Here is a 22,770-nt window from a genome sequence, read left to right on the forward strand (position 1 = left end):
CCCGTCCGCAACCGCCCGGACGGCGCGGGCGCACCGGGTAGGTTGCCGAGAGTGCATGACATTGATCCGGACTTCACCGCACTTCCGCTGCGGGCGCTGGCGGACGCCGCGCTGACACGGGCCCGTGAACTCGGGGCCGAGCACGCCGACTTCCGGCTGGAGCGCATCCGCAGCCAGACCCTCCGTCTCTACGATGCCGCGCCGGAGACGGCGCTGGACGCCGACGACCTCGGCCTGTCGGTCCGCGTCGTCAAGAACGGCACCTGGGGCTTCGCCGCCGGGATCGACCTGACCACCGGCGGCGCGGCCAAGGTCGCGCAGCAGGCCGTCGAGGTCGCCGAGCTGGCCGCCGCCGTGAACCGGGAGCCGATCGAGCTGGCGCCCGAGCCGTCGCACGGCGAGCGGACCTGGGTGTCGGCCTACGAGACCGACCCGTTCGCCGTCCCGGCCGCCGAGAAGATCGCGCTGCTGACCGACTGGTCGCGGCGGCTGCTGGACGACGCGCGCGTCGACCACGTGGACGCCTCGCTGCTCCAGGTCAGGGAGAACAAGTTCTACGCCGACCTGAACGGCACCGTCACCACGCAGCAGCGCGTCCGCGTGCACCCGGTCGTGCAGGCCGTCGCGGTCGGCGACGGCGTGTTCGACACGATGCGGACGCTCGCGCCGCCCGTCGGGCGCGGCTACGAGTGGCTGACCGGCGGCCACTGGGACTGGAACGGCGAGCTGGCGCGCATGCCCGAGCTGCTGGCCGAGAAGCTCGCCGCGCCGTCGGTCGAGCCGGGCGCCTACGACGTCGTCGTCGACCCGTCGAACCTGTGGCTGACGATCCACGAGTCGATCGGGCACGCCACCGAGCTGGACCGCGCGCTCGGCTACGAGGCCGCCTACGCGGGCACGTCGTTCGCCACGCCCGACAAGCTGAACGCGCTGCGCTACGGCTCACCGGTCATGAACGTCACCGGCGACCGCACCGCCGAGCACGGCCTGGCCACGGTCGGCTACGACGACGAGGGCGTCGAGGGGCAGAGCTTCCCGATCATCACCGGCGGCCTGTTCACCGGCTACCAGACCGACCGCCGCATCGCGCGGCTCACCGGCGCGGCCCGGTCCAACGGGTGCGCGTTCGCTGACGCCTCGTCCAGCATGCCGATCCAGCGGATGGCGAACGTGTCGCTGGCGCCCGCGCCGGACGGCCCGTCCACCGACGAGCTGATCGCGGGCGTGGAGCGCGGGATCTACATCGTCGGTGACAAGAGCTGGTCGATCGACATGCAGCGGTACAACTTCCAGTTCACCGGCCAGCGGTTCTTCCGGATCGAGAACGGCCGGCTGGCCGGGCAGCTCCGCGACGTCGCCTACCAGGCGACGACGACCGACTTCTGGAACGCGATGGAGGCCGTCGGCGGCCCGCAGACGTACGTGCTGGGCGGCGCGTTCAACTGCGGCAAGGGCCAGCCGGGGCAGGTCGCGCCGGTCAGCCACGGCTGCCCGGCGGCGCTGTTCCGCGGCGTCAACATCCTCAACACGCTGAAGGAGGGGGGCCAGTGAGCGGCATTCTCCGGCCGCAGGAGGCCGTGGAGCGGGCGCTGGCGCTGTCGCGCGCCGACGACTGCGTCGTCATCGCCGACGAGACCACCACCGCGAACCTGCGTTTCGCGGGCAACACGCTGACGACCAACGGCGTCACGCGCGGCTCGCGGCTCACCGTGATCGCGTTCCGCAAGACCGGCGCGGGCGTCGCGTCGGGCGTGGTGTCGCGGGCGGCGGTGGACGCGGCCGGGATCGAGGACGTGGTGCGCGCCGCCGAGGCCGTGGCGGGCGCGTCCGACGCCGCTGAGGACGCGGCGCCGCTGCTCACCGGCGACGGCGCGGGCGGCGGCGCGTGGGACGAGCCGCCGGGCGAGACCGGCATCGGCGTGTACGCGGAGCTGGCGCCCGCGCTGGGCGAGGCGTTCGCGCGCGCCGAGGCCGGCGACCGGCGGCTGTACGGGTTCGCGAACCACACGGTGACCTCGACGTACGTCGGGTCGTCGGCGGGGCTGCGGCTGCGGCACGACCAGCCGACCGGGCTGCTGGAGCTGAACGCCAAGGGCGCGGGCGGCTCGGCGTGGGCGGGCGCGGGCACCCGCGACTTCACCGACGTGGACGTCACCGCGCTCACCGGGAGCCTGGCCGACCGGCTGTCCTGGGGCGAGCGGCGCGTCGACCTGCCCGCCGGGCGGTACGAGACGCTGCTGCCGCCGAGCGCCGTCGCGGACCTGATGATCTACCTGTACTGGTCGGCGGGGGCCCGCGACGCCGCCGACGGCCGCACGGTGTTCTCCAAGCCCGGCGGCGGCACCCGCGTCGGCGAGCGGATCGCGGGGCTGCCGCTGACGCTGGCCAGCGACCCGCGCGCGGCGGGGCTGGAGGCGGCGCCGTTCGTCGTCGCGCACGCCTCGGGGCGGGACGCGTCGGTGTTCGACAACGGGCTGCCGCTGGAGCCGACCGAGTGGATCTCCGGCGGGACGCTGAACGCGCTCACGCAGACGCGGCACTCGGCCGACCGGACCGGGCTGCCGGTCACCCCGGGGATCGACAACCTGATCATGCGGGGGCCGGACGGCGGCGCGTCCCTGGACGACATGGTCGCCCGCACCGAGCGCGGCCTGCTGCTGACGTGCCTGTGGTACATCCGCGAGGTCGACCCGCAGACGCTGCTGCTCACCGGCCTCACCCGCGACGGCGTCTACCTCGTGGAGGACGGCGCGGTCGTCGGCGCGGTGAACAACTTCCGGTTCAACGAGTCGCCGGTGGACCTGCTCGGCCGCGTCTCCGAGGCCGGGGCGACGGTGCCGACGCTGCCGCGCGAGTGGTCGGACTACTTCACCCGCGCGGCGATGCCCGCGCTGCGCGTCCCCGACTTCAACATGTCGACGGTGTCGCAGGCGTCCTAGCGCCCGGGGGACGGCGGGTCCGGCCCGTCCCTCGCGGGACGGGCCGGGCGCGTCAGCCGTCCTCCAGGCGGAAGCCGACCTTGAGGCCGACCTGGAAGTGCGCGACCGCGCCTTCCTCGATGTGGCCGCGGACCTCGGTGACCTCGAACCAGTCGAGGTTGCGCAGGGTCTGCCCGGCGCGCTGGACGCCGTTGCGGATGGCGGCCTCCACCGACTCGGTGGACGTGCCGACGATCTCGGTGACGCGGTAGACGTTGTCGCCCATGTGCTGTGGCTCCTCCTCGGACGCGGCCCCGGCGGGCCCGGTGTGGTAGGCGGACGTAAAGGGGCTTACCGTGGAAACGTGAAGGTCAATCCACGCCGCGTCGCCGACGTCCACACCGTCACCGACGCGCCCCGGCCGCTCTCGCTGGACATCGCGTCCCGCCAGCGCCGCTACCTGATGTCCATGGGCATCCGCACGGGCTGCTTCCTCGCCGCGATCCTCACGGCCGTCGCGGGCGCGCCGTTCGCGGTCGTGCTGGGGCTCGTCCTCGGAGCGGTCTTCCTGCCCTACGTCGCGGTCGTGGTCGCCAACGCCGGACGCGAGCCGGTGGCGCGCGGCAGCTTCGGCACGCCGCAAAGCCAGCACGACAAGGCCGTTTCCGGACAGCGACCAGAAATCGGGTCGTGACATTCTCTTGACTAAGGACGGGGGGTTTCGGTGTACGATTTGTACTGGCGCTCTGGTCCCCCGTCGGGGCGCCACTGCCGGTGTTCCGGGCCCCCGTCGGAACACCGATGATGCGGCGCCGGGTGGATTGCCCCCGTATCCACCCGGCGCCGCTTTTAACTTTCCTGGATGATCTTCGCGGCGCGCCGGGCCGTCCCGGCGGCCTCGCGCCGCCCCTTCGCGGGCTCACCCCGGCGCCACGTTGTCGTTACCCCCCATGCGCGTCGCGGCGGCGCCGTCCCCCTCTCCCCGGACCCCGGTGTGCGCCCGCGCACGTCCGACAAATTAGAATCTCGTTCCAGAACTGAGGATGACCGAGGGAGGGCGGGCCATGCGCCGCACGCTGTACAACGAGGACCACGAGGCGTTCCGGGAGACCATCCGGGACTTCATCGAGGCCGAGGTCGCGCCGGTGTACGACCAGTGGGAGCACGACGGGCACCCGCCGCGCGACTTCTACCGCAAGCTCGGCGAACTGGGCGTCTTCGGCATCCAGGTGCCCGAGGAGTACGGCGGCGCGGGCGAGACGAGCTTCAAGTACCAGGCCGTCGTCTCGGAGGAGTGCGCCCGCGCGGCCGTCAGCTTCGGCGGCTACGGCGTGCACGTCAACCTCGTCCTGCCGTACCTGCTCAAGTACGGCGACGAGGAGCAGAAGCGGCGCTGGCTGCCGCCGTTCGTCTCCGGCGAGATGATGACGGCCATCGCGATGACCGAGCCGGGCACCGGCTCGGACCTGGCGGGCATGCAGACGACCGCCAGGCGCGACGGCGACCACTACGTCCTCAACGGCGCCAAGACGTTCATCACCGGCGGCGTGCTCGCCGACCGGATGCTCGTCGTCGCCCGCACCTCCCCCGCCGACCCCGAGAACCGCCGGGCCGGGCTGTCGATCTTCGTGGTGGACACCACGAGCGAGGGCTACGCGGTCGGCCGCAAGCTGGAGAAGATCGGGCTGCGCAGCTCCGACACCGCCGAGCTGTCGTTCAGCGACGTGCGCGTCCCGGTCGAGGACCTGCTCGGCGAGGAGGGGCGCGGGTTCGAGTACCTGACGCACAACCTGGCCGAGGAGCGGCTCGGCATCGCCGTGACATCGTACGCGTCGGCCGCCGCGGCGGTGGAGTTCGCGCGCCGGTACGTCAAGGACCGCACCGTGTTCGGGCGGCCCGTCGCCGCGTTCCAGAACACCAAGTTCGTGCTGGCCGAGTGCGCCACCGACGTCGAGGCCGCCCGCTCGCTGGTCGACCGCGCGATCGAGGCGCTGGACGCCGGTGAGCTGACGCCCGCCGACGCCGCCGTCACCAAGCTGTTCTGCACCGAGGCGCAGGCCCGCGTGGTCGACAAGTGCCTCCAGCTCCACGGCGGCTACGGCTACATCCTGGAGTACCCGATCGCCCGCCTGTACACCGACGCCCGCGTCGCCCGCATCTACGGCGGCACCAGCGAGGTGCTCAAGACGATCATCGCCAAGGACATCGGCGTCTGATCACCGGCACCCCCGCCCGCCCGGGTCCGGGCGGGCGGCGGTCAGCCCCGGGGCGGGAGCGGGGCGTCCAGGGCGGCGCGCAGCGCGGCCGGGGCGGCGGCCAGGCTGGGGCCGTACCAGGTGAGGTACCGGCCGCTGACCAGGGCGCAGGGCAGGTCGGGGAACGCCTCGGGGCCGTCGTCGGCGGTGAACAGGTAGGGCTCGTCGGGCAGGACGGCCAGGTCGGCGCCGGAGGCGTTCAGCTCGTCCAGCGGGATCTTCGGATAGCGCTCGGCGTGGGCCGCGTACACGTTGGTGACGCCGAGGCGGGCCAGCACGTCGCCGGTGAAGGTGCCGTGCCCGGCGACCATCCACGGGCGGCGCCAGATCGGGACGATCGCGCGGCGCGGCTCGCCCGGCGGCACGTCCGCCCAGGCGCGTTCGGCGGCGGCCAGCCACGCCGGGACCGGCAGGCCGCAGCCGTCGGTGAGCATCGCGCGGAGCTGGACGAACGCCTCGTCCACGGTGCGGATGTCGGTGAGCCAGACGCGCAGGCCCCGGGCGCGCAGCGCGTCCAGGTCGGCGGGGCGGTTCTCCTCGGCGTTGGCCAGGACGAGATCGGGGCGAAGCCCGGTGATCGCGTCCACGTCGGGGTTCTTGGTGCCCCGGACGCGGGCGACGTCCAGTCCGGCGGGGTGGGTGCACCAGTCGGTCGCGCCGACCAGCAGCCCGGGCGCCGTCGCCGCCAGCGACTCGGTGAGCGACGGGACGAGCGACACCACCCGCCGCACCGGCGGCGGCGTCACACGTTCCGCCGGTACTGGCCGCCGACCTCGAAGAACGCGTCGGTGACCTGCTCCAGGCTGCACACGCGGGCGGCGTCCATCAGGACGGCGAACACGTTCTCGCCGTCGCGGGCCGCCCGCTTGAGCCGGTCCAGCGCCGCGACGGCCTCGGCGCGGTGCGCGTCCTGGAAGGCGCGGACGCGGTCGAGCTGCGACCGCTTCTCGGTCTCGGTGGCGCGGGCCAGTTCCAGCCCCGCCGCGTCCTGCTCCTCGCCCTCGGGGGCGCGGAAGGTGTTGACGCCGATGATCGGGAGGGTGCCGTCGTGCTTGCGGCGCTCGTACAGCATCGACTCGTCCTGGATGCGGCCCCGCTGGTAGCCGGTCTCCATCGCGCCGAGGACGCCGCCGCGCTCGCTGAGCCGGTCGAACTCGGCGAGCACGGCCGCCTCGACCAGGTCGGTCAGCTCGTCGATGACGAACGAGCCCTGGAGCGGGTTCTCGTTCATCGCCAGGCCCCATTCGCGGTTGATGATGAGCTGGATCGCCAGCGCGCGGCGCACCGACTCGGCGCTCGGGGTGGTGACGGCCTCGTCGTAGGCGTTGGTGTGCAGGCTGTTGCAGTTGTCGTAGATCGCGATGAGCGCCTGGAGCGTGGTGCGGATGTCGTTGAAGTTCATCTCCTGCGCGTGCAGGGAGCGGCCCGAGGTCTGCACGTGGTACTTGAGCTTCTGCCCGCGCTCGCCGGCGCCGTACCGGTCGCGCATCGCGACGGCCCAGATCCGGCGGGCGACGCGGCCGAGGACGCTGTACTCGGGGTCCATGCCGTTGGAGAAGAAGAACGACAGGTTCGGGGCGAAGTCGTCCACGTCCATGCCGCGCGCCAGGTAGGACTCCACGTAGGTGAAGCCGTTGGCCAGGGTGAACGCGAGCTGGCTGATGGGGTTCGCCCCGGCCTCGGCGATGTGGTAGCCGGAGATCGACACCGAGTAGAAGTTGCGGACGCCCTGCTCGATGAACCACTGCTGGATGTCGCCCATCATCCGCAGCGAGAACTCGGTGGAGAAGATGCAGGTGTTCTGGCCCTGGTCCTCCTTGAGGATGTCGGCCTGGACGGTGCCGCGCACGGTGGTGAGCACGCGGGTGCGCAGCTCGGCGTCCTGCGCGGCGTCCGGTTCGCGGCCGTGCTCGGCGCGGAACGCCTCGCGGGCCTGGTCGATCGCGGTGTTGAGGAAGAACGCCAGGATCGTGGGGGCCGGGCCGTTGATCGTCATGGAGACCGACGTGGTGGGCGCGGACAGGTCGAACCCGGCGTACAGCGCCTTCATGTCGTCCAGGGTGGCGACCGAGACGCCGGACGTGCCGACCTTGCCGTAGACGTCGGGGCTCTCGCCCGGGTCGCGGCCGTAGAGGGTGACCGAGTCGAACGCGGTGGACAGGCGGGTGGCGGGCTGGCCGTCCGACAGCAGCTTGAAGCGGCGGTTGGTGCGGAACGGGTCGCCCTCGCCCGCGAACATGCGGGCCGGGTCCTCGTTGTCGCGGCGGAACGCGAAGACCCCGGCGGTGAACGGGAAGCGGCCGGGCAGGTTCTCGGCGCGCAGGAACCGCAGCAGCTCACCGTGGTCGGTGTAGCGGGGCAGCGCGACGCGCGGGATGCGGCTGCCCGACAGCGACTCGCGGGCGAGGGTGGTGCGCAGCTCGCGGTCGCGGACCCGGACGACCTGCTCGTCGCCCGCGTACGCCGCGACGACGGCGGGCCAGCCGGCGACCAGCCCGGCGTCGGCGGGCGCGACGGCGCGGCGGGCGCCGTCCAGCAGCGCGTCCACCTCGGCCGTGTCGCTCAGCTCGGCGCGGACCTCCTCCAGCCGCTGGACGCGGCGGACGGCGGCGGCCTGCCGCGCGGTCTCGGCGTGGTAGCCGCGGACGGTCTCGGCGATCTCGGCCAGGTAGCGGACGCGGGCGGCCGGGATCGCCTGCGTGAGGCCGGTGGAGACGCGGGTCGCCGGAACGGGCAGCGTGCCCGGTTCCAGCGGCAGACCGTGCTCGGCGAGGCGGCCCGCGAGGTGCGCGTACAGGGCGGTGACGCCGTCGTCGTCGAAGGTGGCGGCGCTGGTGCCGAAGACGGGCATGTCGTCCGGCGCGGCGCCGAACGCCTCGCGGTTGCGGACGAGCTGGCGGGCGACGTCGCGCAGCGCGTCGGCGGCGCCGCGCCGCTCGAACTTGTTGATCGCGACGACGTCCGCGAAGTCCAGCATGTCGATCTTCTCGAGCTGGGAGGCGGCGCCGAACTCGGGCGTCATCACGTACAGCGACACGTCCGCGAGCGGCGCGATCCCGGCGTCGCCCTGCCCGATGCCGGGCGTCTCCAGGACGACCAGGTCGTATCCGGCGGCGGCGCAGGCGGCGACCGTGTCCTCGATGCCGTCCGGCAGCTCGCGGGCGCCCCGGGTGGCCAGCGAGCGGAAGTAGACGTGGTCGCCGTCCAGGGCGTTCATGCGGATGCGGTCGCCGAGCAGGGCGCCGCCGCCGCGCCGCCGGGTCGGGTCGACGGCCAGGACGGCGACGCGCAGCTTGTCCTGCTGGTCCACGCGCAGCCGCCGGACCAGCTCGTCGGTGAGCGAGGACTTGCCGGACCCGCCGGTGCCGGTGATGCCGAGGACGGGGACGCGGCGGCGCGCGGCGGCGGCGCGGAGCGCGTCGCGGTCGGCGTCCGGCAGCCGCCCGGCCTGGAGGCAGGTGATCGCGCGGGCGAGGGCGCGGCGGTCGCCGGACAGGACGGCGTCCAGCGCGGGCGGCGCGGCGGCCAGGTCCACGTCGCAGGACCGCACCAGCTCGTTGATCATGCCGGGGAGGCCGAGGCGGCGGCCGTCCTCCGGGGAGAAGATCCGCACCCCGGCGGCGGACAGCCGGGCGATCTCGTCGGCGACGATGACGCCGCCGCCCCCGCCGAACACCCGCACCTCGCCCGCCCCGGCCTCGGCCAGCGCGGTCGCCAGGTACTCGAAGTACTCGACGTGGCCGCCCTGGTACGAGCTGATCGCGACGCCCTGGGCGTCCTCCTCCAGGACGGCGTCGACGACCTCGCGGACCGAGCGGTCGTGGCCGAGGTGGACGACCTCGGCGCCCTGGGACTGGAGGATGCGCCGCATGATGTTGATCGCGGCGTCGTGGCCGTCGAACAGGGCGGCGGCCGTCACGAACCGCACCGGGTGGACCGGTACGTGCTTGTCCTGGTCCGGCATGGCGGCCTCCCCGGCCTCGGCGCTTTGACTTCCAATATTTGAACTTCAAAGTAATCGGGGTGCGGCGGCCGGTCAAGCGGCCTCCGGTGGCATACGGTGGTGCCGTGCCCACCAGCGAGCCGCTCGACCCCATCGCCGAGGCGCACCGCCAGTGGAGCGCCCGGTGGCCCGAGCACGCCGACCACATGGCCGCCGTCACCTCGGTGATGCGCGCCCAGCAGATCCTGCTCAGCCGCATCGAGTCCGCGCTGAAGCCCTGCGGCCTCACCTTCGCCGCCTACGAGGCGCTGCGGCTGCTCGCCTTCGCCCGGACCGGCGCGCTGCCGATGGGCAAGATGGGCCAGCGGCTCATGGTGCACGCCGCGTCCGTCACCAACGTCATCTCCCGGCTGGAGGCGCGCGGCCTGGTCACCCGCGGCCCCTCCCCCGCCGACCGGCGCGTCGTCCTCGCCGAGATCACCCCCGCCGGGCGCGAGCTGGCCGAGACGGCCACCGCCGCGCTGCACGACGCCGGGTTCGGTGTCCCCGACCTCACCGCCGAGCAGGCGGAGGCGATCACCGGCGCGCTGCGCGCCGTCCGCGTCTCGGCCGGAGAGGTCGCCCCCTGACCGGATTCCACGCGGACGCGTGCGACGGGCCTAATGTGGTCGGGTGACCGATATCACCTACGGCGGGTATCTCCGCCTCGACACGCTGCTGTCCTGCCAGGAGCCCCTCACCGACGCCCACGACGAGCCGCTGTTCATCGTCGTCCACCAGGTGTACGAGCTGTGGTTCAAGCAGATCCTGCACGAGACGGCGCGGCTCCAGCGGCGGCTGGAGGACGGCGACAGCGCCGGGACGCTGCACACCGCGCGGCGCGTCGCGACGATCCTCAAGACCGTCGTCGGCCAGCTCGACATCCTGGAGACGATGACGCCCCGGCAGTTCGCGGCGTTCCGGTCGGCGCTCGGCACCTCCAGCGGGTTCCAGTCGGCGCAGTTCCGCGAGATCGAGGCCGTCCTCGGCCGCCGCGCCCTGTCCCCCGCCGCGCTGCGCGACGACGCCCGGCTGCGGGCCGCCGCGACCCGCCGGTCGGTGTTCGACTCGCTGCTGCGCTACCTGGCCCGGCAGGGCCACCCGGTGCCCGCCGCCGCGCTGGAACGCGACACCGCGCGGCCGTGGACGCCGGACGGCGCCGTGCAGGCCGTGCTGCTGGCCGTCTACGAGGGCGAGGGCGGCCCGGCCGTCGAGGTGTGCGAGGCGCTGGTCGACCTGGACGAGGGCGTGCAGGAGTGGCGGTACCGGCACCTGAAGATGGTCGAGCGGACGCTCGGCGCCCGGATCGGCACCGGCGGCTCGGCGGGCGCGGACTACCTGCGGTCGACGCTGGCGGCGCCCGCCTTCCCGGACCTGTGGGAGGTCCGGTCGCGGATCAGGGACGCTCCGCTGTAGCCCGGTCCCTGCGGCCCAGGAGCAGGTCGGTGACGGCGGCGGCGAGCGCCAGCACGACGAAGCCGAGCGTCACGATGAGACCGTGCCGGAACGCCGCCGCCCAGCCGCCCGGCACGCTGGCGAAGAACACCGCGCCGACCGCCGCGACGCCGATCGCGGTGCCGACCCGCTGGCCCGTCTGGAGCACTCCCGCCGCACTGCCGCCCTCGGTGTACGGGACCTCCGACAGGGTGATCGTCTGGTTGGGCGAGATGACCAGGCCGCTGCCGAACCCGGTGACGAGCAGCGGCAGCGCCGTCCACCAGGCCACCCCGGCGCCGGGGTGCAGCTCGACGGCGATCCACGCCAGGACGAGCCCGCCCAGCACCATGCCGAGGCCGAAGGCGACCAGCGGGCGGCCGAAGCGGTCGACCAGGCGTCCCCCGATCTGCGCGGCGGTGCCCGACCCGACCGCGAACGGCGTGATCGCCAGACCGGCGCCGAGCGGGCTGTAACCCAGGCCGTTCTGGAGGTAGAGGGTAAAGATGAAGAAGACCGCCGTGAACCCGGCGAAGTACAGCAGGGCGATCGTGGCGCCGAGCGCGTAGGAGCGCAGCCGGAACAGGCCGAGGTCGACGATGGGGGACGCCGCGCGCCGCTCCCAGGCGACGAACGCCGCCAGCAGCGCGGCGCCGGCCGGCACCAGCAGCCACTTGGCGGCGCCCTCCCACTGCTGGGCCTGCACGAACGGCAGCATGACGGTCAGCACGCCCGCGCCGAGCAGCACCACGCCGAGCGGGTCCAGGCCCTGCCGGTCGCCGTAGACGGGGGCGGGCAGCAGCCGCCAGGCCAGTGGCAGCGCGACCAGCCCGACCGGGATGTTGACGTAGAAGACCCAGCGCCAGCCGTCGTCGCTGCCCGCCAGCGCGATGAGCGCGCCGCCGAGCAGCGGCCCGACGGCGGTGGCGACGCCGATGACCGAGCCGAGCGCGCCGAACGCCTTGCCGCGTTCCTTGCCCTCGAAGAGCTGCTGGATGAGGCCCGCGACCTGCGGGTTGAGGATGCCGCCCGCGACGCCCTGCACGAGCCGCGCCGCGATCAGCCAGCCGACGCCCGGCGCGAGCCCGGCTGCGGCGCTGGACAGCGTGAACAGGGCCAGGCCGAACAGGAACACCGCGCGGCGGCTGCGGGCGTCGCCGAGCCGCCCGGCCGGGACCAGGACGAGGCCGAACGCCAGCGCGTAGCCCGACAGGATCCACTGGAGCTCGGACTCCGAGGCGCCGAGGCCGGAGCGGATCGACGGCAGCGCCACGTTGACGATGCTGACGTCCAGGAGGGTCATGAACGCGGCGACCAGGCACACGGCGAGGGCCCGCCACCGGCGGGCCCGGTCCTGCGGTGGGGTCGCGTGCTCCGCCCGGGTGGACATGAGGCGGTTCCTCTCCCGGCGCGGCGCCGTCAAACGGCGCCGGTCACCGGCTTGCCCACCCCTTTACCGGGGCGGACGCGGCGCTGTGCGACCCTGGTGCGGTGACCGAGACCGACGCCGCGCTCCCGACCGACCTGCGCTGCTCCGCCAAGGGCTGCGGCGCCGACGCCGTGTGGGCGCTGCGCTGGAACAACCCCAAGGTCCACACGCCGGAGCGGCGCAAGATCTGGCTCGCCTGCGACGAGCACCGCGCCACGCTCGGCGCCTTCCTCGACCAGCGGTCGTTCCTGCGCGACATCGTGCCCGTCGCCGACCGGGACGCCTAGCCGGTCAGGCGTCGCCTGCGGCGCGGTGCTGCGCCTCGCGCTCGGTCCTGCGGTCGCCCTCCCAGCCCTCGGCCAGGGCGGTGAGCCGGGCGGCGGCGTCGCGGACCGGGGTGCCCCGGCCGACGGCCAGGCCGAGCAGGAACGTCGTCAGCGGGGCACCGGGACGGGCGACGTTGTGCGCCACGTCGCGCGCCAGGTCGAGGACGAGGCCGCGGTCCAGCTCGTCACGGGCGATGCCGAGTTCCAGGCAGGCCGCCTGAATCCATTCCTCCAGCATGCGGGACGTCCCCTCTCGTCGGTGCCGTCCCGCCACTCTGGCACGCGGCGGAGATCCGGTCGGCGGCCGCCAGTTCGGCGGGCGTGTCACAGTCGAACCAGGGCGGGGCGCCGCCGCCGGGCAGCGTCACGCCGACCGGGGCGAGCGGGCCGAGCAGGCCGCGCACGGACGCGCCGTCGTAGCCGTCGAGCGCGGCGCGCAGGCGCGCGGCGGGCCAGTGGCCGACGAGCCACTGCTCGCGCCCGGCCGCGTCGAGCAGGACCGCTCCCCCGTCGCCCGCCGCCGCGCGCAGCGCGGCCAGGTGCGCGGGGCGCAGGAACGGCAGGTCGGCGGCGAGCAGCGTGACGTGCGGGGCCGTGACGTGCGCGAGGCCCGCGCGCAGGGCTGGAATCGGGCCCGCGCCCGGCGGGTCCTCCCGGACGGTGACCGCGCCGGGCGCCAGGCCGGGGCGGTGCGGGCCGACGACGACGAGCCGCGCGGCGTCCGGCACCGCGTCCGCCACCCACGCCAGCAGCGGGCGGCCCGCCACGGTCGCGGCGGGCTTGTCGGCGCCGAGCCGCCGGGCCCGGCCGCCCGCCAGCACGACGGCGTCGAACACCCCTAGCCGCCGATCGCAGACATCGGGCGGACGGGCTGGAGGAAGCCCGGGTCGTCGATGCCGTGGCCCGCGCGCTTGGTGCGGACGGCGGCGCGCCAGCGCGCGGCCAGGTCGTCGTCGGTGGCGCCGCCGCGCAGCGCGGCGCGCAGGTCGGACTCCTCGGTGGCGAACAGGCAGTTGCGGATCTGGCCGTCGGCGGTGAGCCGGACGCGGTCGCACGCGCCGCAGAACGGGCGGGTGACCGAGCCGATGACGCCGACGCGCGCGGGGCCGCCGTCCAAGACGAACGTCTCGGCGGGGGCGCTGCCGCGCTCGGCACCGGGCGCGGGCGTCAGCGTGAACGCCTCGGCGAGGCGGCCCAGGATCTCCTCGGCGGTGATCATGCCGGTGCGGGTCCAGCCGTGCTGGGCGTCCAGCGGCATCTGCTCGATGAACCGCAGCCGGTAGCCGTGGTCGAGGCAGAAACGCAGCAGCGGGACGGCCTCGTGCTCGTTGACGCCGCGCATCAGCACCGCGTTGACCTTGACCGGCCGCAGCCCGGCGTCGTGCGCGGCGGCCAGGCCGGCGAGGACGTCGGCGTGGCGGTCGCGGTGGGTGAGCGTCTTGAACGTTCCAGGGTCGAGGGTGTCGAGGGAGATGTTGACGCGGTCGAGCCCGGCTTCGGCGAGCGGCGCGGCGAGCCGTCGCAGGCCGATGCCGTTGCTCGTCACCGAGATCTCCGGGCGGGGTTCGAGCGCGGCCGCCGCCGCGACGATGCCGGGCAGGCCGCGCCGCAGCAGCGGTTCGCCGCCGGTGAAGCGCACCTCGGTGATGCCGAGCCGTTCCACCCCGACGCGGACGAGCCGGACGATCTCCTCGTCGGTCAGCAGCTCGGGCTTGGCGAGCCAGTCGAGCCCTTCGGGCGGCATGCAGTAGGAGCACCGCAGGTTGCACCGGTCCGTCAGGGAGACCCGCAGGTCCGTGGCGGTCCGGCCGTGATCGTCGACCAGCACCGGATGGTCCTCTCCTCGGGAGACGCGTCGCACGCCAGCCTAAGCCGGTGATTGACGATCGGCCGCATCGCGGGAGACGGTGAGCGCGTCCGGATCAAGATCGCGACAGCAGGAGGAGCCATGGCCGCCGTCCGGGAGTGGGAGTTCGCGGGCACGCACGGGGCCGTCACGGCGCGGGCCTGGACGCGTCCCGATCCGCGCTACGTGGCGGTGCTCGCCCACGGTTACGGCGAGCATCTCGGCCGGTACCACCACGTCGCGGACGCGCTGGTGGCGGCGGGCGCGACCGTCTGCGGCCCCGACCACCTGGGGCACGGCCGCTCGGCGGGCGAGCCGGTGCTGATCGAGGACGTCGCCGACGTCGTCGCCGACCTGCACACGCTGGTGGCGTCGGCCCGCGACGACCACCCGGACCTGCCGGTGGTGCTCGTCGGGCACTCGATGGGCGGCCTCGTCGCGGCCCGCTACGCCCAGACGCGCGGCGGCCTGGCCGCGCTGGTGCTGTCGGGGCCCGTCCTCGGCAGGTGGGGCGCGCTGGAGGACCTGCTGGCCGCCGCGACGATCCCCGACGACCCGATCGACACCGCCACGCTGTCGCGCGACCCGGCGGTCGGGGCGGCGTACGCCGCCGACCCGCTCGTCTGGCACGGCCCGTTCAAGCGGCCCACCCTGGAGGCGCTGGACGCCGCGCTGCGCGCGGCCCGCGACGCGGGCGGCCTGGGCGCCCTCCCGACGCTCTGGGTGCACGGCGCGGACGACCGTCTCGTCCCGCTCGCCGGCACCCGCACCGGCATCGACGCCCTGCGCGGCACCGACCTCACCGAGATCGTCTATCCGGGCGCCCGGCACGAGGTCTTCAACGAGACGAACCGCGCCGGGGTGCTGTCCGACGTGACGACGTGGATCGCGAGCCGCATCCCTTGATCATCAATAGTTACCGATTGACTTTCGATAGATAGCGCGTGACACTCGATGCATGGTGACAGAACGCTGGGCGGTGGCCCTTCTCCGGGTGTTCCTCGTGGTGCTCTTCGGGGTGCTGGTGGTGTTCGAGACGATGTCGTTGCCGGGGCAGTTCGCGCACATGGCGAAGGAGAACCCCCACGACGCGTACCTGCGGTGGCCCGCGACGGCCGTGACCGTGTTCTGGGTGGTGTGCGTGCAGGTGGTGATCGTGGCGACCTGGCGGCTGCTCACCCTCGTCCGCGACGACCGGATCTTCACCGAGGCGTCACTGGTCTGGGTGGACGTCATCGTGTGGGCGTTCGCGGCCGGCTGGTCCGTCCTGGTGGCGGTCTTCGTCTACGTCGGCGTCAACGCCGACGATCCGGGACTCCCGATGGTGCTGTTCCTGCTGACGACCGGCGTCACGGTCGGCGGGCTGCTCATGATCGTCATGCGGGCGCTGCTGCGCAGGGCGACCACGCTGCGGACCGACATGGAAGCGGTCATCTGATGCCGATCGTGGTGCGCATCGACGTCGAGCTGGCCAAGCGCAAGATGAGCGTCGGCGACTTCGCCGAACGCGTCGGGCTGACGCCCGCGAACGTGGCGGTGCTGAAGAACGGGCGTGCCAAGGCGGTGCGGTTCAGCACGCTGGAGGCGATGTGCCGGGTCCTGGAGTGCCAGCCCGGCGACCTGCTCGAATGGGTGCCGGACGACGGGCCCGGCGAACCGGCCTGAGCGCCCGCGAGAGCGCGGAGGAGCCCGGCCGCGTTCGCGGCCGGGCTCCCCTCACCCCTTCACGCACACGAGCTGGCGCAGGTGCGCGACCACCTCGACCAGGTCGGACTGCTGGGCGATCACCGACTCCAGGTCCTTGTAGGCGCCGGGGATCTCGTCGATGACGCCCGCGTCCTTGCGGCACTCGACGCCCCGGGTCTGGGCGACGAGATCGTCCACGGTGAACGACTTGCGGGCCTTGTTGCGGCTCATCGTGCGGCCCGCGCCGTGCGACGCGGAGTTGAACGCGGCCTCGTTGCCGAGGCCCCGCACGATGTAGGTGCCCGTCGCCATCGACCCCGGGATGATGCCGAGATCGCCGCGGCCCGCGCGGATCGCGCCCTTGCGGGTGACGATCAGCTCGACGCCGCCGTAGGTCTCCTCCGCCACGTAGTTGTGGTGGCAGGAGATGGCGTCCTGCCAGGTGACGCGCCCCTTGAAGAACTTCGTGACGACGTCCTGCGCGAGCGCCGTCATGACGGCGCGGTTGCGGCGGGCGTAGTCCTGCGCCCACCACAGGTCGTCGCGGTAGTCCTCCATCTCGTCGGTGCCCGCGAGGAACACCGCGAGGTCGGGGTCGGGCAGGTCCTGGTTGTGCGGCAGCTTGCGGGCCGCCTCGATGTGCCGCGACGCCAGCTCGTTGCCGATGTTGCGCGAACCCGAGTGCAGGACGAGCCAGATCGCGCCCGCGTCGTCGGCGCACAGCTCCAGGAAGTGGTTGCCGCCGCCGAGCGTGCCCATCTGGTCGCGGGCCCGGCCCAGCTTGTTCTGGACGCCCCGGTGCAGCTCGCCGAACGCCGACCAGAACTCGTACCAGCCGCGCAGCTTCAGCCCCGGCAGCGCGGAGGGGTCCACGGCCTCCTTGTGCGAGCCGCGGCCGACCGGGATCGCGCGCTCCAGCTTGTGCCGCAGGCCCGCCAGGTCGTCGGGCAGGTCCTCCACGGTGAGCGAGGACTTCGCGGCGGTCATGCCGCAGCCGATGTCCACGCCGACGGCGGCGGGCGACACGGCGTCGCGCATCGCGATCACCGAGCCGACGGTGGCGCCCTTGCCGTAGTGGACGTCGGGCATCACGGCCAGGCCCTCGATCCACGGGAGGTCGGAGACGTTGCGGAGCTGCTCCAGCGCGACGTCCTCGACGGTCGCGGGGTCGGTCCACATGCGGATCGGAACCCGGCCGCCCTTGAGCGTCTGAAAAGGCACGGCCTTCCCTCCGTTGTTTCGGGTCGTCGTCGGAGAACGTGATCGTTCCCGGGGACCATTAGGACGGAACGGGCGCGCCGCGTTCAACCGGTTTTCGCGCCGGTGTGGCGGGCCAGGCCGAGCCCGTCCAGGTGTTCCAGCAGCGCGGTGACGACCCGGCGCGGGGCGCCGAGCGCGTCCCCGGCCCGCGCGAGCGTGAACGGCTGCGGCAGCGCCGACAGCACCCGCAGCGCCTCGGTGGCGGCGCCCGGCAGCAGGACGACGTCGCCCGGCAGCCGCAGCACGGCGCCCGCGTGCTCGGCGGCGGCCAGCGCCCCCTCGGTCAGCCCCAGCTCGGCCAGGCGGGCGGCGTCCGGGGCGGCGAACGGCGCGGCGGACAGGTCGGCGGTCAGCCGCCGCAGCGCCGCCAGGACGCTCGGCGGCAGCGCGCCGGGCGGGCCGTGGACGCGGCCGTCGGCGACGCGCAGCGGCGGCTCGGCCAGGGCCGCCACCAGGTCCCGCGTGGGCAGGCCGAGGCGCAGCCGCGCCTCCTCCAGCGGGACGCCCGGCGCGCGCGGGTGGTCGACGGCGTGCTGCGCGGCGGCGACGGTGAGCCGCGCGCGCAGCTCGGCCCACCGGCCCGGATCGGCGACCCAGCCGTCGCTCAGGGCGAGCGCGCCCGCCGGGACGTCGCAGCCGAGCGCCGTCAGCGCGGCGGGGCGCAGCACGCCGTGGCGGCGCAGCAGGACGGTCCCGTCGGGCCGGTCCGGCCAGGTGGCCAGCTCGCGGGCGCGGGCCGCCGCCGCGCCGCGCCGCACCAGCGCGGGCGGGCGCGGGTCGAGGACGTGGACGCCCGCCAGCGTCCCGCGCGCCGGGTCGCGCAGCACGGCGGCGTCCCCGGCGTGCAGCGGCAGCCGCGCGTTGAGCGTGAGCCGGGCGGTGTCGGGGCCGATCGGGTGCAGCCGGACGGGCACGGCGGCGGCGCCCAGGTGCAGGGTGAGCCGCCGCCCGAGCCGCCCGGACGGCTCGCCGGACCGGGTGCGCACGTCGATCACGCCCGAGAGCGTGAACGCGCCCGGCGCGGCCAGCACGGACCCGGGCGCGACCGGGACGTGCCCCGCGCCGTCCAGCCCGACGGTGACGCGGGCGGGGCTGCGGGCGCGGCCCTCCTCGGCGGCCTCGCCGGTGACGTCGGTCACGCGGACGCGGTGCCCGCCGGGCAGCAGCAGGAAGACGTCGCCGACGCCGACCGTCCCGGCGGTGAGCGTGCCGGTGACGGCCCCGCCGCCCTCGCGCACCCCGTCGATCCACAGCCGCGCGGGCGCCGCCGGATCGGGGACGGGCAGCCGTCGGACGAGCCGGTCCAGCGCGGCGCCCAGCTCGTCCAGCCCGGCGCCGGTGTCGGCGCTGACCGCGACGATCTCGGCGGCGGCGAACGCGTGCCGGGCGAGCCGTTCGCGGGCCTGGCGCAGCGCGTGCTTGGGGTCGGCGAGATCGGCGCGGGTAACGGCGACGACGGCCTCGCGGACGCCGAACGCGTCCAGCGCGGTGCAGTGGTCCTCGGTCTGGGCGAGCCAGCCGCCGTCGGCCGCGACGACGACGAGCGCGGCCGGGGCCGTCCCGGCGGCGGCGAGCGCGGCGGGCAGCGCGGCGGGCGCGCCGGGGACGTCCACGAACGTCAGCCAGGACCCGCCCGCGAGGCCCGTGGACGCCACGCCGAGACCGGGCCGGGCCCGGCCGGGGACCGGGCGCGGCGCGTAGCCGGTGAGCGCGCGGACGACCGCGGTCTTCCCGTGCCCGCCGTGGCCGGCGGTGACGGCGACCTGCATGCGTGGCCCTCCGGGGCGGCGGACTGCGTCGGGACGGCGAGGGGCGGGGCGGCGCGACCGCGGCGCCGGTCCTCCGCCCGCGACCACCCTACGGACGCCGGAGGCGGTCGCGGAAGGAGGCGCCGCCCACGGACTGAGATTCTCCGGCGCGGTGTTCCCGCCGGTGGGCGCCCGCCGGAAAGGCCGAGATACTTTTACAGGCTAAGGAGTAGGCTGCGCGGAGCGCCGTCCTTCCCGGCGTCCCATCCCCCTTCGGAGGTTGCCCGCCCATGACCTGTGCCACGACGACCGTCGCGGCCCCCGCGTCCGTCCCCGCCCGCACCGCGCGTCCCCGCGTCGTCCTGGTCGCGCTGGCGGCGGCTGGGCTGGCGGTGTCGGTGCAGCAGACGCTGGTGATCCCGCTCATCCCCCGCCTGATGACGGGTTTCGGGGTGTCGGTGGCGGCGGTCACGTGGGTGTTCACCGCCTCACTGCTGGCGGGCGCCGTCGCGACACCGCTGCTGACGCGGTTCGGCGACCTGTACGGCAAGAAGCGGATGGTGCTGGCCGCGCTCGGCCTGCTGCTGGCCGGGTCGGTCGTGTGCGCGCTGTCGTCGTCGCTGCCGGTGCTCGTCGCGGGCCGCGCGTTGCAGGGCACGTCGGCGGCGCTGGTGCCGCTGGCGATCGGGATGATCCGCGACGCGTTCCCGCCCGCCCGGGTGACGACGGCGATCGGCGTGGTCAGCGCGACGATGGGCGTCGGCGGCACGATCGGGATGATCGTCACCGGCGTCATCGCCGACCGGACGCCCAGCCACCGCCCGGTCTTCTGGATCGCCGCCGGGCTCGCCGTCGCGGTGCTGGTCCTCGTCGCGGTCGCCACGCCCGACACCGGCGAGCGACCCGGCGGGCGGCCCGACCTGCTCGGCGCGGCGCTGCTGGCCGTCTGGCTGGTCTGCCTGCTGCTCGGCATCAGCCAGGGCAACCGGTGGGGGTGGACGTCGGCGGGCGTGCTCGGCCTGTTCGCCGCCGCGGCGGCGCTGTGCGCGGTGTGGACGGTGGCGCAGCGGCGCACCGCGCGCCCGCTGGTGCGGCTCGGCCTGCTCGTCGGGCCCCGGTCGCTCGGCGCGAACACCGCCTCGGCGCTGCTCGGTTTCTCGATGTTCGCCGCGTTCACGCTCATCGCCGGGTTCGTCCAGGCGCCCCGCGCGCAGGCCGGATACGGGATGAGCGGGTCGGTGCTGGACGTCGGCCTCTACATGCTGCCGAGCACGGTGACGATGCTCGGCTGCTCGCTGGTCACCGGCCGCGCCACCGCGCGGTTCGGCGCCGCGTACACGCTGGCGGCCGGAGCGGCGACGGCGGCGGCGAGCTACGTGTGGCTGGCCGTCGCCAACGACCGGCCGCTGGACGTCCTGGCGTTCAGCGCGATCCAGGGCGCCGGGTTCGGCATCGCCTACGCCGCGCTCGGCACGCTGGCCGTGCAGCACGTCCCGATGGGGCAGAGCGGCATCGCCAGCGGGATCAACTCGCTGGTGCGCACGACGGGCGGCAGCGTCGCCGGGGCGGTGACCGCCGCGATCCTGACGGCGTCGACGCTGGACGGCACGGCGCTGCCGTCGCGGGCCGCCTACGAGCTGTGCTTCTGGGTGATCGCGGCCGGGGCGGCGCTCGCCGCGCTCGTCGCGGCCGCCGCCGGGCTGCGCCACCGCGCCCTCCCGGTGCCCTGACCGGTACGGCGCAAGCCCTTGACGGGTGCCGTCCGATCCGTGCCCTATAGGGGGGGCGGCCCACGCCCCGAGCCGCACGATCCGCCACGGGAGGACGACATGGGCCAAGGCCCCTACGAGGCCGCGTTCGAGCGCAGCATCGCCGACCCGACCCGCTTCTGGGGCCTGGCGGCCCGGGACGTGCGCTGGCTCGTCCCGCCCGACCGCGTCCTGGACGACGGCGCGCCCCCGTTCTACCGCTGGTTCACCGGCGGTGAGCTGAACACCTGCGACAACGCGCTGGACCGGCACGTCGAGGACGGCCGCGGCGGGCAGGCCGCGCTGATCTACGACAGCCCGGTCACCGGCACCGTCGCCACGTACACCTACCGGGAGCTGCGCGACGCGACCGCGCGGTTCGCCGGAACGCTGCTGGCGCAGGGGGTCGAGCGCGGCGACCGCGTCGTGATCTACCTGCCGATGATTCCGGAGGCGGTCATCGCGATGCTGGCGTGCGCGCGGATCGGCGCCGTGCACTCGGTGGTGTTCGGCGGGTTCGCCGCCCGTGAGCTGGCCGTGCGCATCGACGACGCCCGGCCGAAGGCGGTCGTGTCGGCGTCGTGCGGGATCGAGGGGTCGCGGCTGGTGCCCTACAAGCCGCTGCTGGACGAGGCGCTGGAGCTGGCCCGGCACAAGGTGCCGCGCTGCGTGATCCGGCAGCGCCCGCAGTTGCACGCCGACCTGACGCCGCCGCGCGACGTGGACTGGGACGAGGCCGTCGCCGCCGCCGCTCCGGCCGGGTGCGTCCCGGTCGCCGCCACCGACCCCCTGTACATCCTGTACACCTCGGGGACGACGGGCCGCCCCAAGGGCGTCGTGCGCGACAACGGCGGGCACGCGGTGGCGCTGCGCTGGACGATGCAGAACGTGTACGGGGTGGGGCCGGGCGAGGTGTTCTGGGCCGCGTCCGACGTGGGCTGGGTCGTCGGCCACTCCTACATCGTGTACGCGCCGCTGCTGACGGGCTGCACGACCGTCCTGTACGAGGGCAAGCCGGTCGGCACACCGGACGCGGGCGCGTTCTGGCGCGTGGCCGCGCAGCACCGCGTCAAGGCGCTGTTCACGGCGCCGACGGCGATCCGGGCGATCCGCCGGGAGGACCCGGACGGCGCGCTGCTCGCCGCGCACGACCTGTCCGCGCTGGAGACGCTGTTCCTGGCGGGCGAGCGGCTGGACCCCGACACCTACGCGTGGGCGGCGCGGGTGCTGGACCGTCCGGTGATCGACCACTGGTGGCAGACCGAGACGGGCTGGCCGGTGGCGGCGAACCCGCGCGGCCTGGAGCCGCTGCCGGTCAAGGCGGGCTCGCCGTCGGTGCCGGTGCCGGGGTTCGACGTGCGGGTGCTGGGCCCGGACGGCTCGCCCGTCCCGGCGGGCACCGACGGCGACATCGTGCTGCGGCTGCCGCTGCCGCCGGGGACGCTGCCGACGCTGTGGCAGGACGACGAGCGGTTCGTCGAGTCGTATCTGACCGAGCATCCGGGCCACTACCTGACCGGCGACGGCGGCCACCTGGACGAGGACGGCTACCTGTGGGTGATGGGCCGCACCGACGACGTCATCAACGTCGCGGGGCACCGGCTGTCCACCGGGGCGATGGAGGAGGTCATCGCGGCGCACCCGGCCGTGGCCGAGTGCGCGGTGATCGGGGTGGCCGATCCGCTCAAGGGCCAGGTGCCGCGCGGCCTGGTCGTGCTGAAGGCGGGCGTCGAGGCGGGCGCGGACGAGGTCGCGGCGGAGCTGGTCGCACGGGTGCGGGCGCAGATCGGGCCGGTGGCGGCGCTGCGCGAGGTGTCGGTGGTCCCGGCGCTCCCCAAGACCCGCTCGGGCAAGATCCTGCGCGCCACCCTCCGCGGCATCGCCGACGGCACCGACGTCGCGATCCCCCCGACCATCGAGGACCCAACGGTGCTGGAAGCACTACGCCCACTCCTACGCCACGAGCAGCCAACCTGAAAACCCGAACGCCCGGCCCCGAACTCCCGGCCCCGAACTCCCGGCTCTGAACTCCTGACTCCGGGCCTCGTGACTCCGGGCCTTCCCGGGCTCCCGGGTTCGGGAGCCTCGGGGCGGCATGAACCCGGGCCCGCACGGGTCAGGGCCGCGCCGACGCGGAG

General features: G+C 74.6%; 21 protein-coding genes. 12 read left to right on the forward strand and 9 right to left on the reverse strand.

What is annotated here, in order from left to right:
* The first annotated feature begins 51 nt into the window (after positions 1-51).
* On the forward strand, positions 52-1,551 hold the full coding sequence (locus C229_RS0117945; protein WP_018656476.1) for a TldD/PmbA family protein: 1,500 nt from the start codon (positions 52-54) through the stop codon (positions 1,549-1,551).
* Positions 1,548-2,939 carry a metallopeptidase TldD-related protein gene (locus C229_RS0117950; protein ID WP_018656477.1) on the forward strand — a complete coding sequence of 464 codons (1,392 nt, stop codon included), beginning with the start codon at positions 1,548-1,550 and terminating at the stop codon, positions 2,937-2,939. The genes C229_RS0117945 and C229_RS0117950 overlap by 4 nt, the downstream gene beginning before the upstream one ends.
* A 52-nt stretch (positions 2,940-2,991) precedes the next feature.
* Here C229_RS0117950 and C229_RS0117955 read toward each other — a convergent pair whose 3' ends face one another.
* Complete coding sequence (locus C229_RS0117955; protein ID WP_018656478.1) at positions 2,992-3,204, reverse strand: dodecin; 213 nt, start codon at positions 3,202-3,204, stop codon at positions 2,992-2,994.
* A gap of 78 nt (positions 3,205-3,282) precedes the next feature.
* On the opposite strand from C229_RS0117955, the gene C229_RS0117960 reads away from it, so the two are divergent.
* A complete protein-coding gene (locus tag C229_RS0117960; protein WP_018656479.1) occupies positions 3,283-3,612 on the forward strand; it encodes a DUF3099 domain-containing protein in 330 nt (109 codons plus the stop codon).
* A 370-nt stretch (positions 3,613-3,982) separates the two neighbouring features.
* On the forward strand, positions 3,983-5,134 hold the full coding sequence (locus tag C229_RS0117965; protein WP_018656480.1) for an acyl-CoA dehydrogenase family protein: 1,152 nt from the start codon (positions 3,983-3,985) through the stop codon (positions 5,132-5,134).
* 41 nt (positions 5,135-5,175) lie between these two features.
* Here the strand turns inward: C229_RS0117965 and C229_RS0117970 are convergent, their stop codons facing one another.
* Together C229_RS0117970 and icmF are read right to left on the reverse strand one after the other, a co-directional pair.
* Positions 5,176-5,919 (reverse strand): helical backbone metal receptor, encoded by a 744-nt coding sequence (locus C229_RS0117970; protein ID WP_018656481.1) that lies wholly within the window; start codon positions 5,917-5,919, stop codon positions 5,176-5,178.
* Positions 5,916-9,137 carry a fused isobutyryl-CoA mutase/GTPase IcmF gene (icmF, locus tag C229_RS0117975; RefSeq protein WP_018656482.1) on the reverse strand — a complete coding sequence of 1,074 codons (3,222 nt, stop codon included), beginning with the start codon at positions 9,135-9,137 and terminating at the stop codon, positions 5,916-5,918. The genes C229_RS0117970 and icmF overlap by 4 nt, the downstream gene beginning before the upstream one ends.
* 104 nt (positions 9,138-9,241) lie before the next feature.
* Between icmF and C229_RS0117980 the strand changes: the two genes are divergently transcribed.
* Both C229_RS0117980 and C229_RS0117985 read left to right on the forward strand, forming a co-directional pair.
* Complete coding sequence (locus C229_RS0117980; RefSeq protein ID WP_018656483.1) at positions 9,242-9,745, forward strand: MarR family winged helix-turn-helix transcriptional regulator; 504 nt, start codon at positions 9,242-9,244, stop codon at positions 9,743-9,745.
* Positions 9,746-9,788: 43 nt separating this feature from the next.
* Complete coding sequence (locus C229_RS0117985; RefSeq protein ID WP_018656484.1) at positions 9,789-10,571, forward strand: tryptophan 2,3-dioxygenase; 783 nt, start codon at positions 9,789-9,791, stop codon at positions 10,569-10,571.
* Here the strand turns inward: C229_RS0117985 and C229_RS31020 are convergent.
* On the reverse strand, positions 10,552-11,979 hold the full coding sequence (locus tag C229_RS31020; protein WP_018656485.1) for a DHA2 family efflux MFS transporter permease subunit: 1,428 nt from the start codon (positions 11,977-11,979) through the stop codon (positions 10,552-10,554). The genes C229_RS0117985 and C229_RS31020 overlap by 20 nt on opposite strands.
* Before the next feature lie 101 nt (positions 11,980-12,080).
* Between C229_RS31020 and C229_RS0117995 the strand changes: the two genes are divergently transcribed.
* Positions 12,081-12,305, forward strand: coding sequence for a hypothetical protein (locus C229_RS0117995; RefSeq protein WP_018656486.1), 225 nt, complete (start codon positions 12,081-12,083; stop codon positions 12,303-12,305).
* Between the two features lie 4 nt (positions 12,306-12,309).
* Here the strand turns inward: C229_RS0117995 and C229_RS31025 are convergent, their stop codons facing one another.
* Genes C229_RS31025 through moaA form a run of 3 tightly spaced genes read right to left on the reverse strand, consistent with a single transcriptional unit; the run spans position 12,310 to position 14,172 of the window.
* Entirely contained in the window at positions 12,310-12,582 is a 273-nt protein-coding gene (locus tag C229_RS31025; RefSeq protein WP_018656487.1) for a DUF6457 domain-containing protein, read from the reverse strand.
* Positions 12,530-13,180, reverse strand: a complete 651-nt coding sequence (gene mobA / locus C229_RS0118005) for a molybdenum cofactor guanylyltransferase (protein WP_018656488.1) — start codon at positions 13,178-13,180, stop codon at positions 12,530-12,532. The genes C229_RS31025 and mobA overlap by 53 nt, the downstream gene beginning before the upstream one ends.
* Before the next feature lie 2 nt (positions 13,181-13,182).
* A complete protein-coding gene (gene moaA / locus C229_RS0118010; protein WP_018656489.1) occupies positions 13,183-14,172 on the reverse strand; it encodes a GTP 3',8-cyclase MoaA in 990 nt (329 codons plus the stop codon).
* Positions 14,173-14,292: 120 nt separating this feature from the next.
* Between moaA and C229_RS0118015 the strand changes: the two genes are divergently transcribed.
* Genes C229_RS0118015 through C229_RS0118025 form a run of 3 tightly spaced genes read left to right on the forward strand, consistent with a single transcriptional unit; the run spans position 14,293 to position 15,855 of the window.
* Positions 14,293-15,096: an alpha/beta hydrolase gene (locus C229_RS0118015; RefSeq protein WP_018656490.1), complete on the forward strand. Its 804-nt coding sequence runs from the start codon at positions 14,293-14,295 to the stop codon at positions 15,094-15,096.
* A gap of 52 nt (positions 15,097-15,148) precedes the next feature.
* Positions 15,149-15,628, forward strand: coding sequence for a DUF2975 domain-containing protein (locus C229_RS0118020; protein ID WP_026313905.1), 480 nt, complete (start codon positions 15,149-15,151; stop codon positions 15,626-15,628).
* Positions 15,628-15,855, forward strand: a complete 228-nt coding sequence (locus C229_RS0118025) for a helix-turn-helix domain-containing protein (protein ID WP_018656492.1) — start codon at positions 15,628-15,630, stop codon at positions 15,853-15,855. The genes C229_RS0118020 and C229_RS0118025 overlap by 1 nt, the downstream gene beginning before the upstream one ends.
* 51 nt (positions 15,856-15,906) lie before the next feature.
* Here C229_RS0118025 and C229_RS0118030 read toward each other — a convergent pair whose 3' ends face one another.
* Positions 15,907-17,097, reverse strand: coding sequence for an RtcB family protein (locus C229_RS0118030; protein WP_018656493.1), 1,191 nt, complete (start codon positions 17,095-17,097; stop codon positions 15,907-15,909).
* A gap of 83 nt (positions 17,098-17,180) precedes the next feature.
* Complete coding sequence (locus C229_RS0118035; protein WP_018656494.1) at positions 17,181-18,905, reverse strand: SelB domain-containing protein; 1,725 nt, start codon at positions 18,903-18,905, stop codon at positions 17,181-17,183.
* Positions 18,906-19,174: 269 nt separating this feature from the next.
* Here C229_RS0118035 and C229_RS0118040 point away from each other — a divergent pair, with 269 nt between their 5' ends.
* Together C229_RS0118040 and C229_RS0118045 are read left to right on the forward strand one after the other, a co-directional pair.
* Positions 19,175-20,614 (forward strand): MFS transporter, encoded by a 1,440-nt coding sequence (locus tag C229_RS0118040; protein ID WP_018656495.1) that lies wholly within the window; start codon positions 19,175-19,177, stop codon positions 20,612-20,614.
* A gap of 99 nt (positions 20,615-20,713) precedes the next feature.
* The gene (locus C229_RS0118045) at positions 20,714-22,609 is read left to right on the forward strand and encodes a propionyl-CoA synthetase (RefSeq protein ID WP_018656496.1); all 1,896 of its coding nucleotides are present in this window, start codon (positions 20,714-20,716) and stop codon (positions 22,607-22,609) included.
* The last annotated feature ends 161 nt before the right edge of the window (positions 22,610-22,770 follow it).

The sequence above is a fragment of the Actinomadura flavalba DSM 45200 genome, assembly GCF_000374305.1.
Classification (GTDB): domain Bacteria; phylum Actinomycetota; class Actinomycetes; order Streptosporangiales; family Streptosporangiaceae; genus Spirillospora; species Spirillospora flavalba.

Bases quoted from the DNA above. Each gene is read 5' to 3' on its own strand.
- C229_RS0118015 (WP_018656490.1), top strand. From the start codon at position 14,293: ATGGCCGCCGTCCGGGAGTGGGAGTTCGCGGGCACGCACGGGGCCGTC.
- C229_RS0118025 (WP_018656492.1), top strand. From the start codon at position 15,628: ATGCCGATCGTGGTGCGCATCGACGTCGAGCTGGCCAAGCGCAAGATG.
- C229_RS0118020 (WP_026313905.1), top strand. From the start codon at position 15,149: ATGGTGACAGAACGCTGGGCGGTGGCCCTTCTCCGGGTGTTCCTCGTG.
- icmF (WP_018656482.1), bottom strand. From the start codon at position 9,137: ATGCCGGACCAGGACAAGCACGTACCGGTCCACCCGGTGCGGTTCGTG.
- C229_RS0118035 (WP_018656494.1), bottom strand. From the start codon at position 18,905: ATGCAGGTCGCCGTCACCGCCGGCCACGGCGGGCACGGGAAGACCGCG.
- C229_RS0118045 (WP_018656496.1), top strand. From the start codon at position 20,714: ATGGGCCAAGGCCCCTACGAGGCCGCGTTCGAGCGCAGCATCGCCGAC.
- C229_RS31020 (WP_018656485.1), bottom strand. From the start codon at position 11,979: ATGTCCACCCGGGCGGAGCACGCGACCCCACCGCAGGACCGGGCCCGC.
- C229_RS0117955 (WP_018656478.1), bottom strand. From the start codon at position 3,204: ATGGGCGACAACGTCTACCGCGTCACCGAGATCGTCGGCACGTCCACC.
- C229_RS0117965 (WP_018656480.1), top strand. From the start codon at position 3,983: ATGCGCCGCACGCTGTACAACGAGGACCACGAGGCGTTCCGGGAGACC.
- C229_RS0118040 (WP_018656495.1), top strand. From the start codon at position 19,175: ATGACCTGTGCCACGACGACCGTCGCGGCCCCCGCGTCCGTCCCCGCC.
- C229_RS31025 (WP_018656487.1), bottom strand. From the start codon at position 12,582: ATGCTGGAGGAATGGATTCAGGCGGCCTGCCTGGAACTCGGCATCGCC.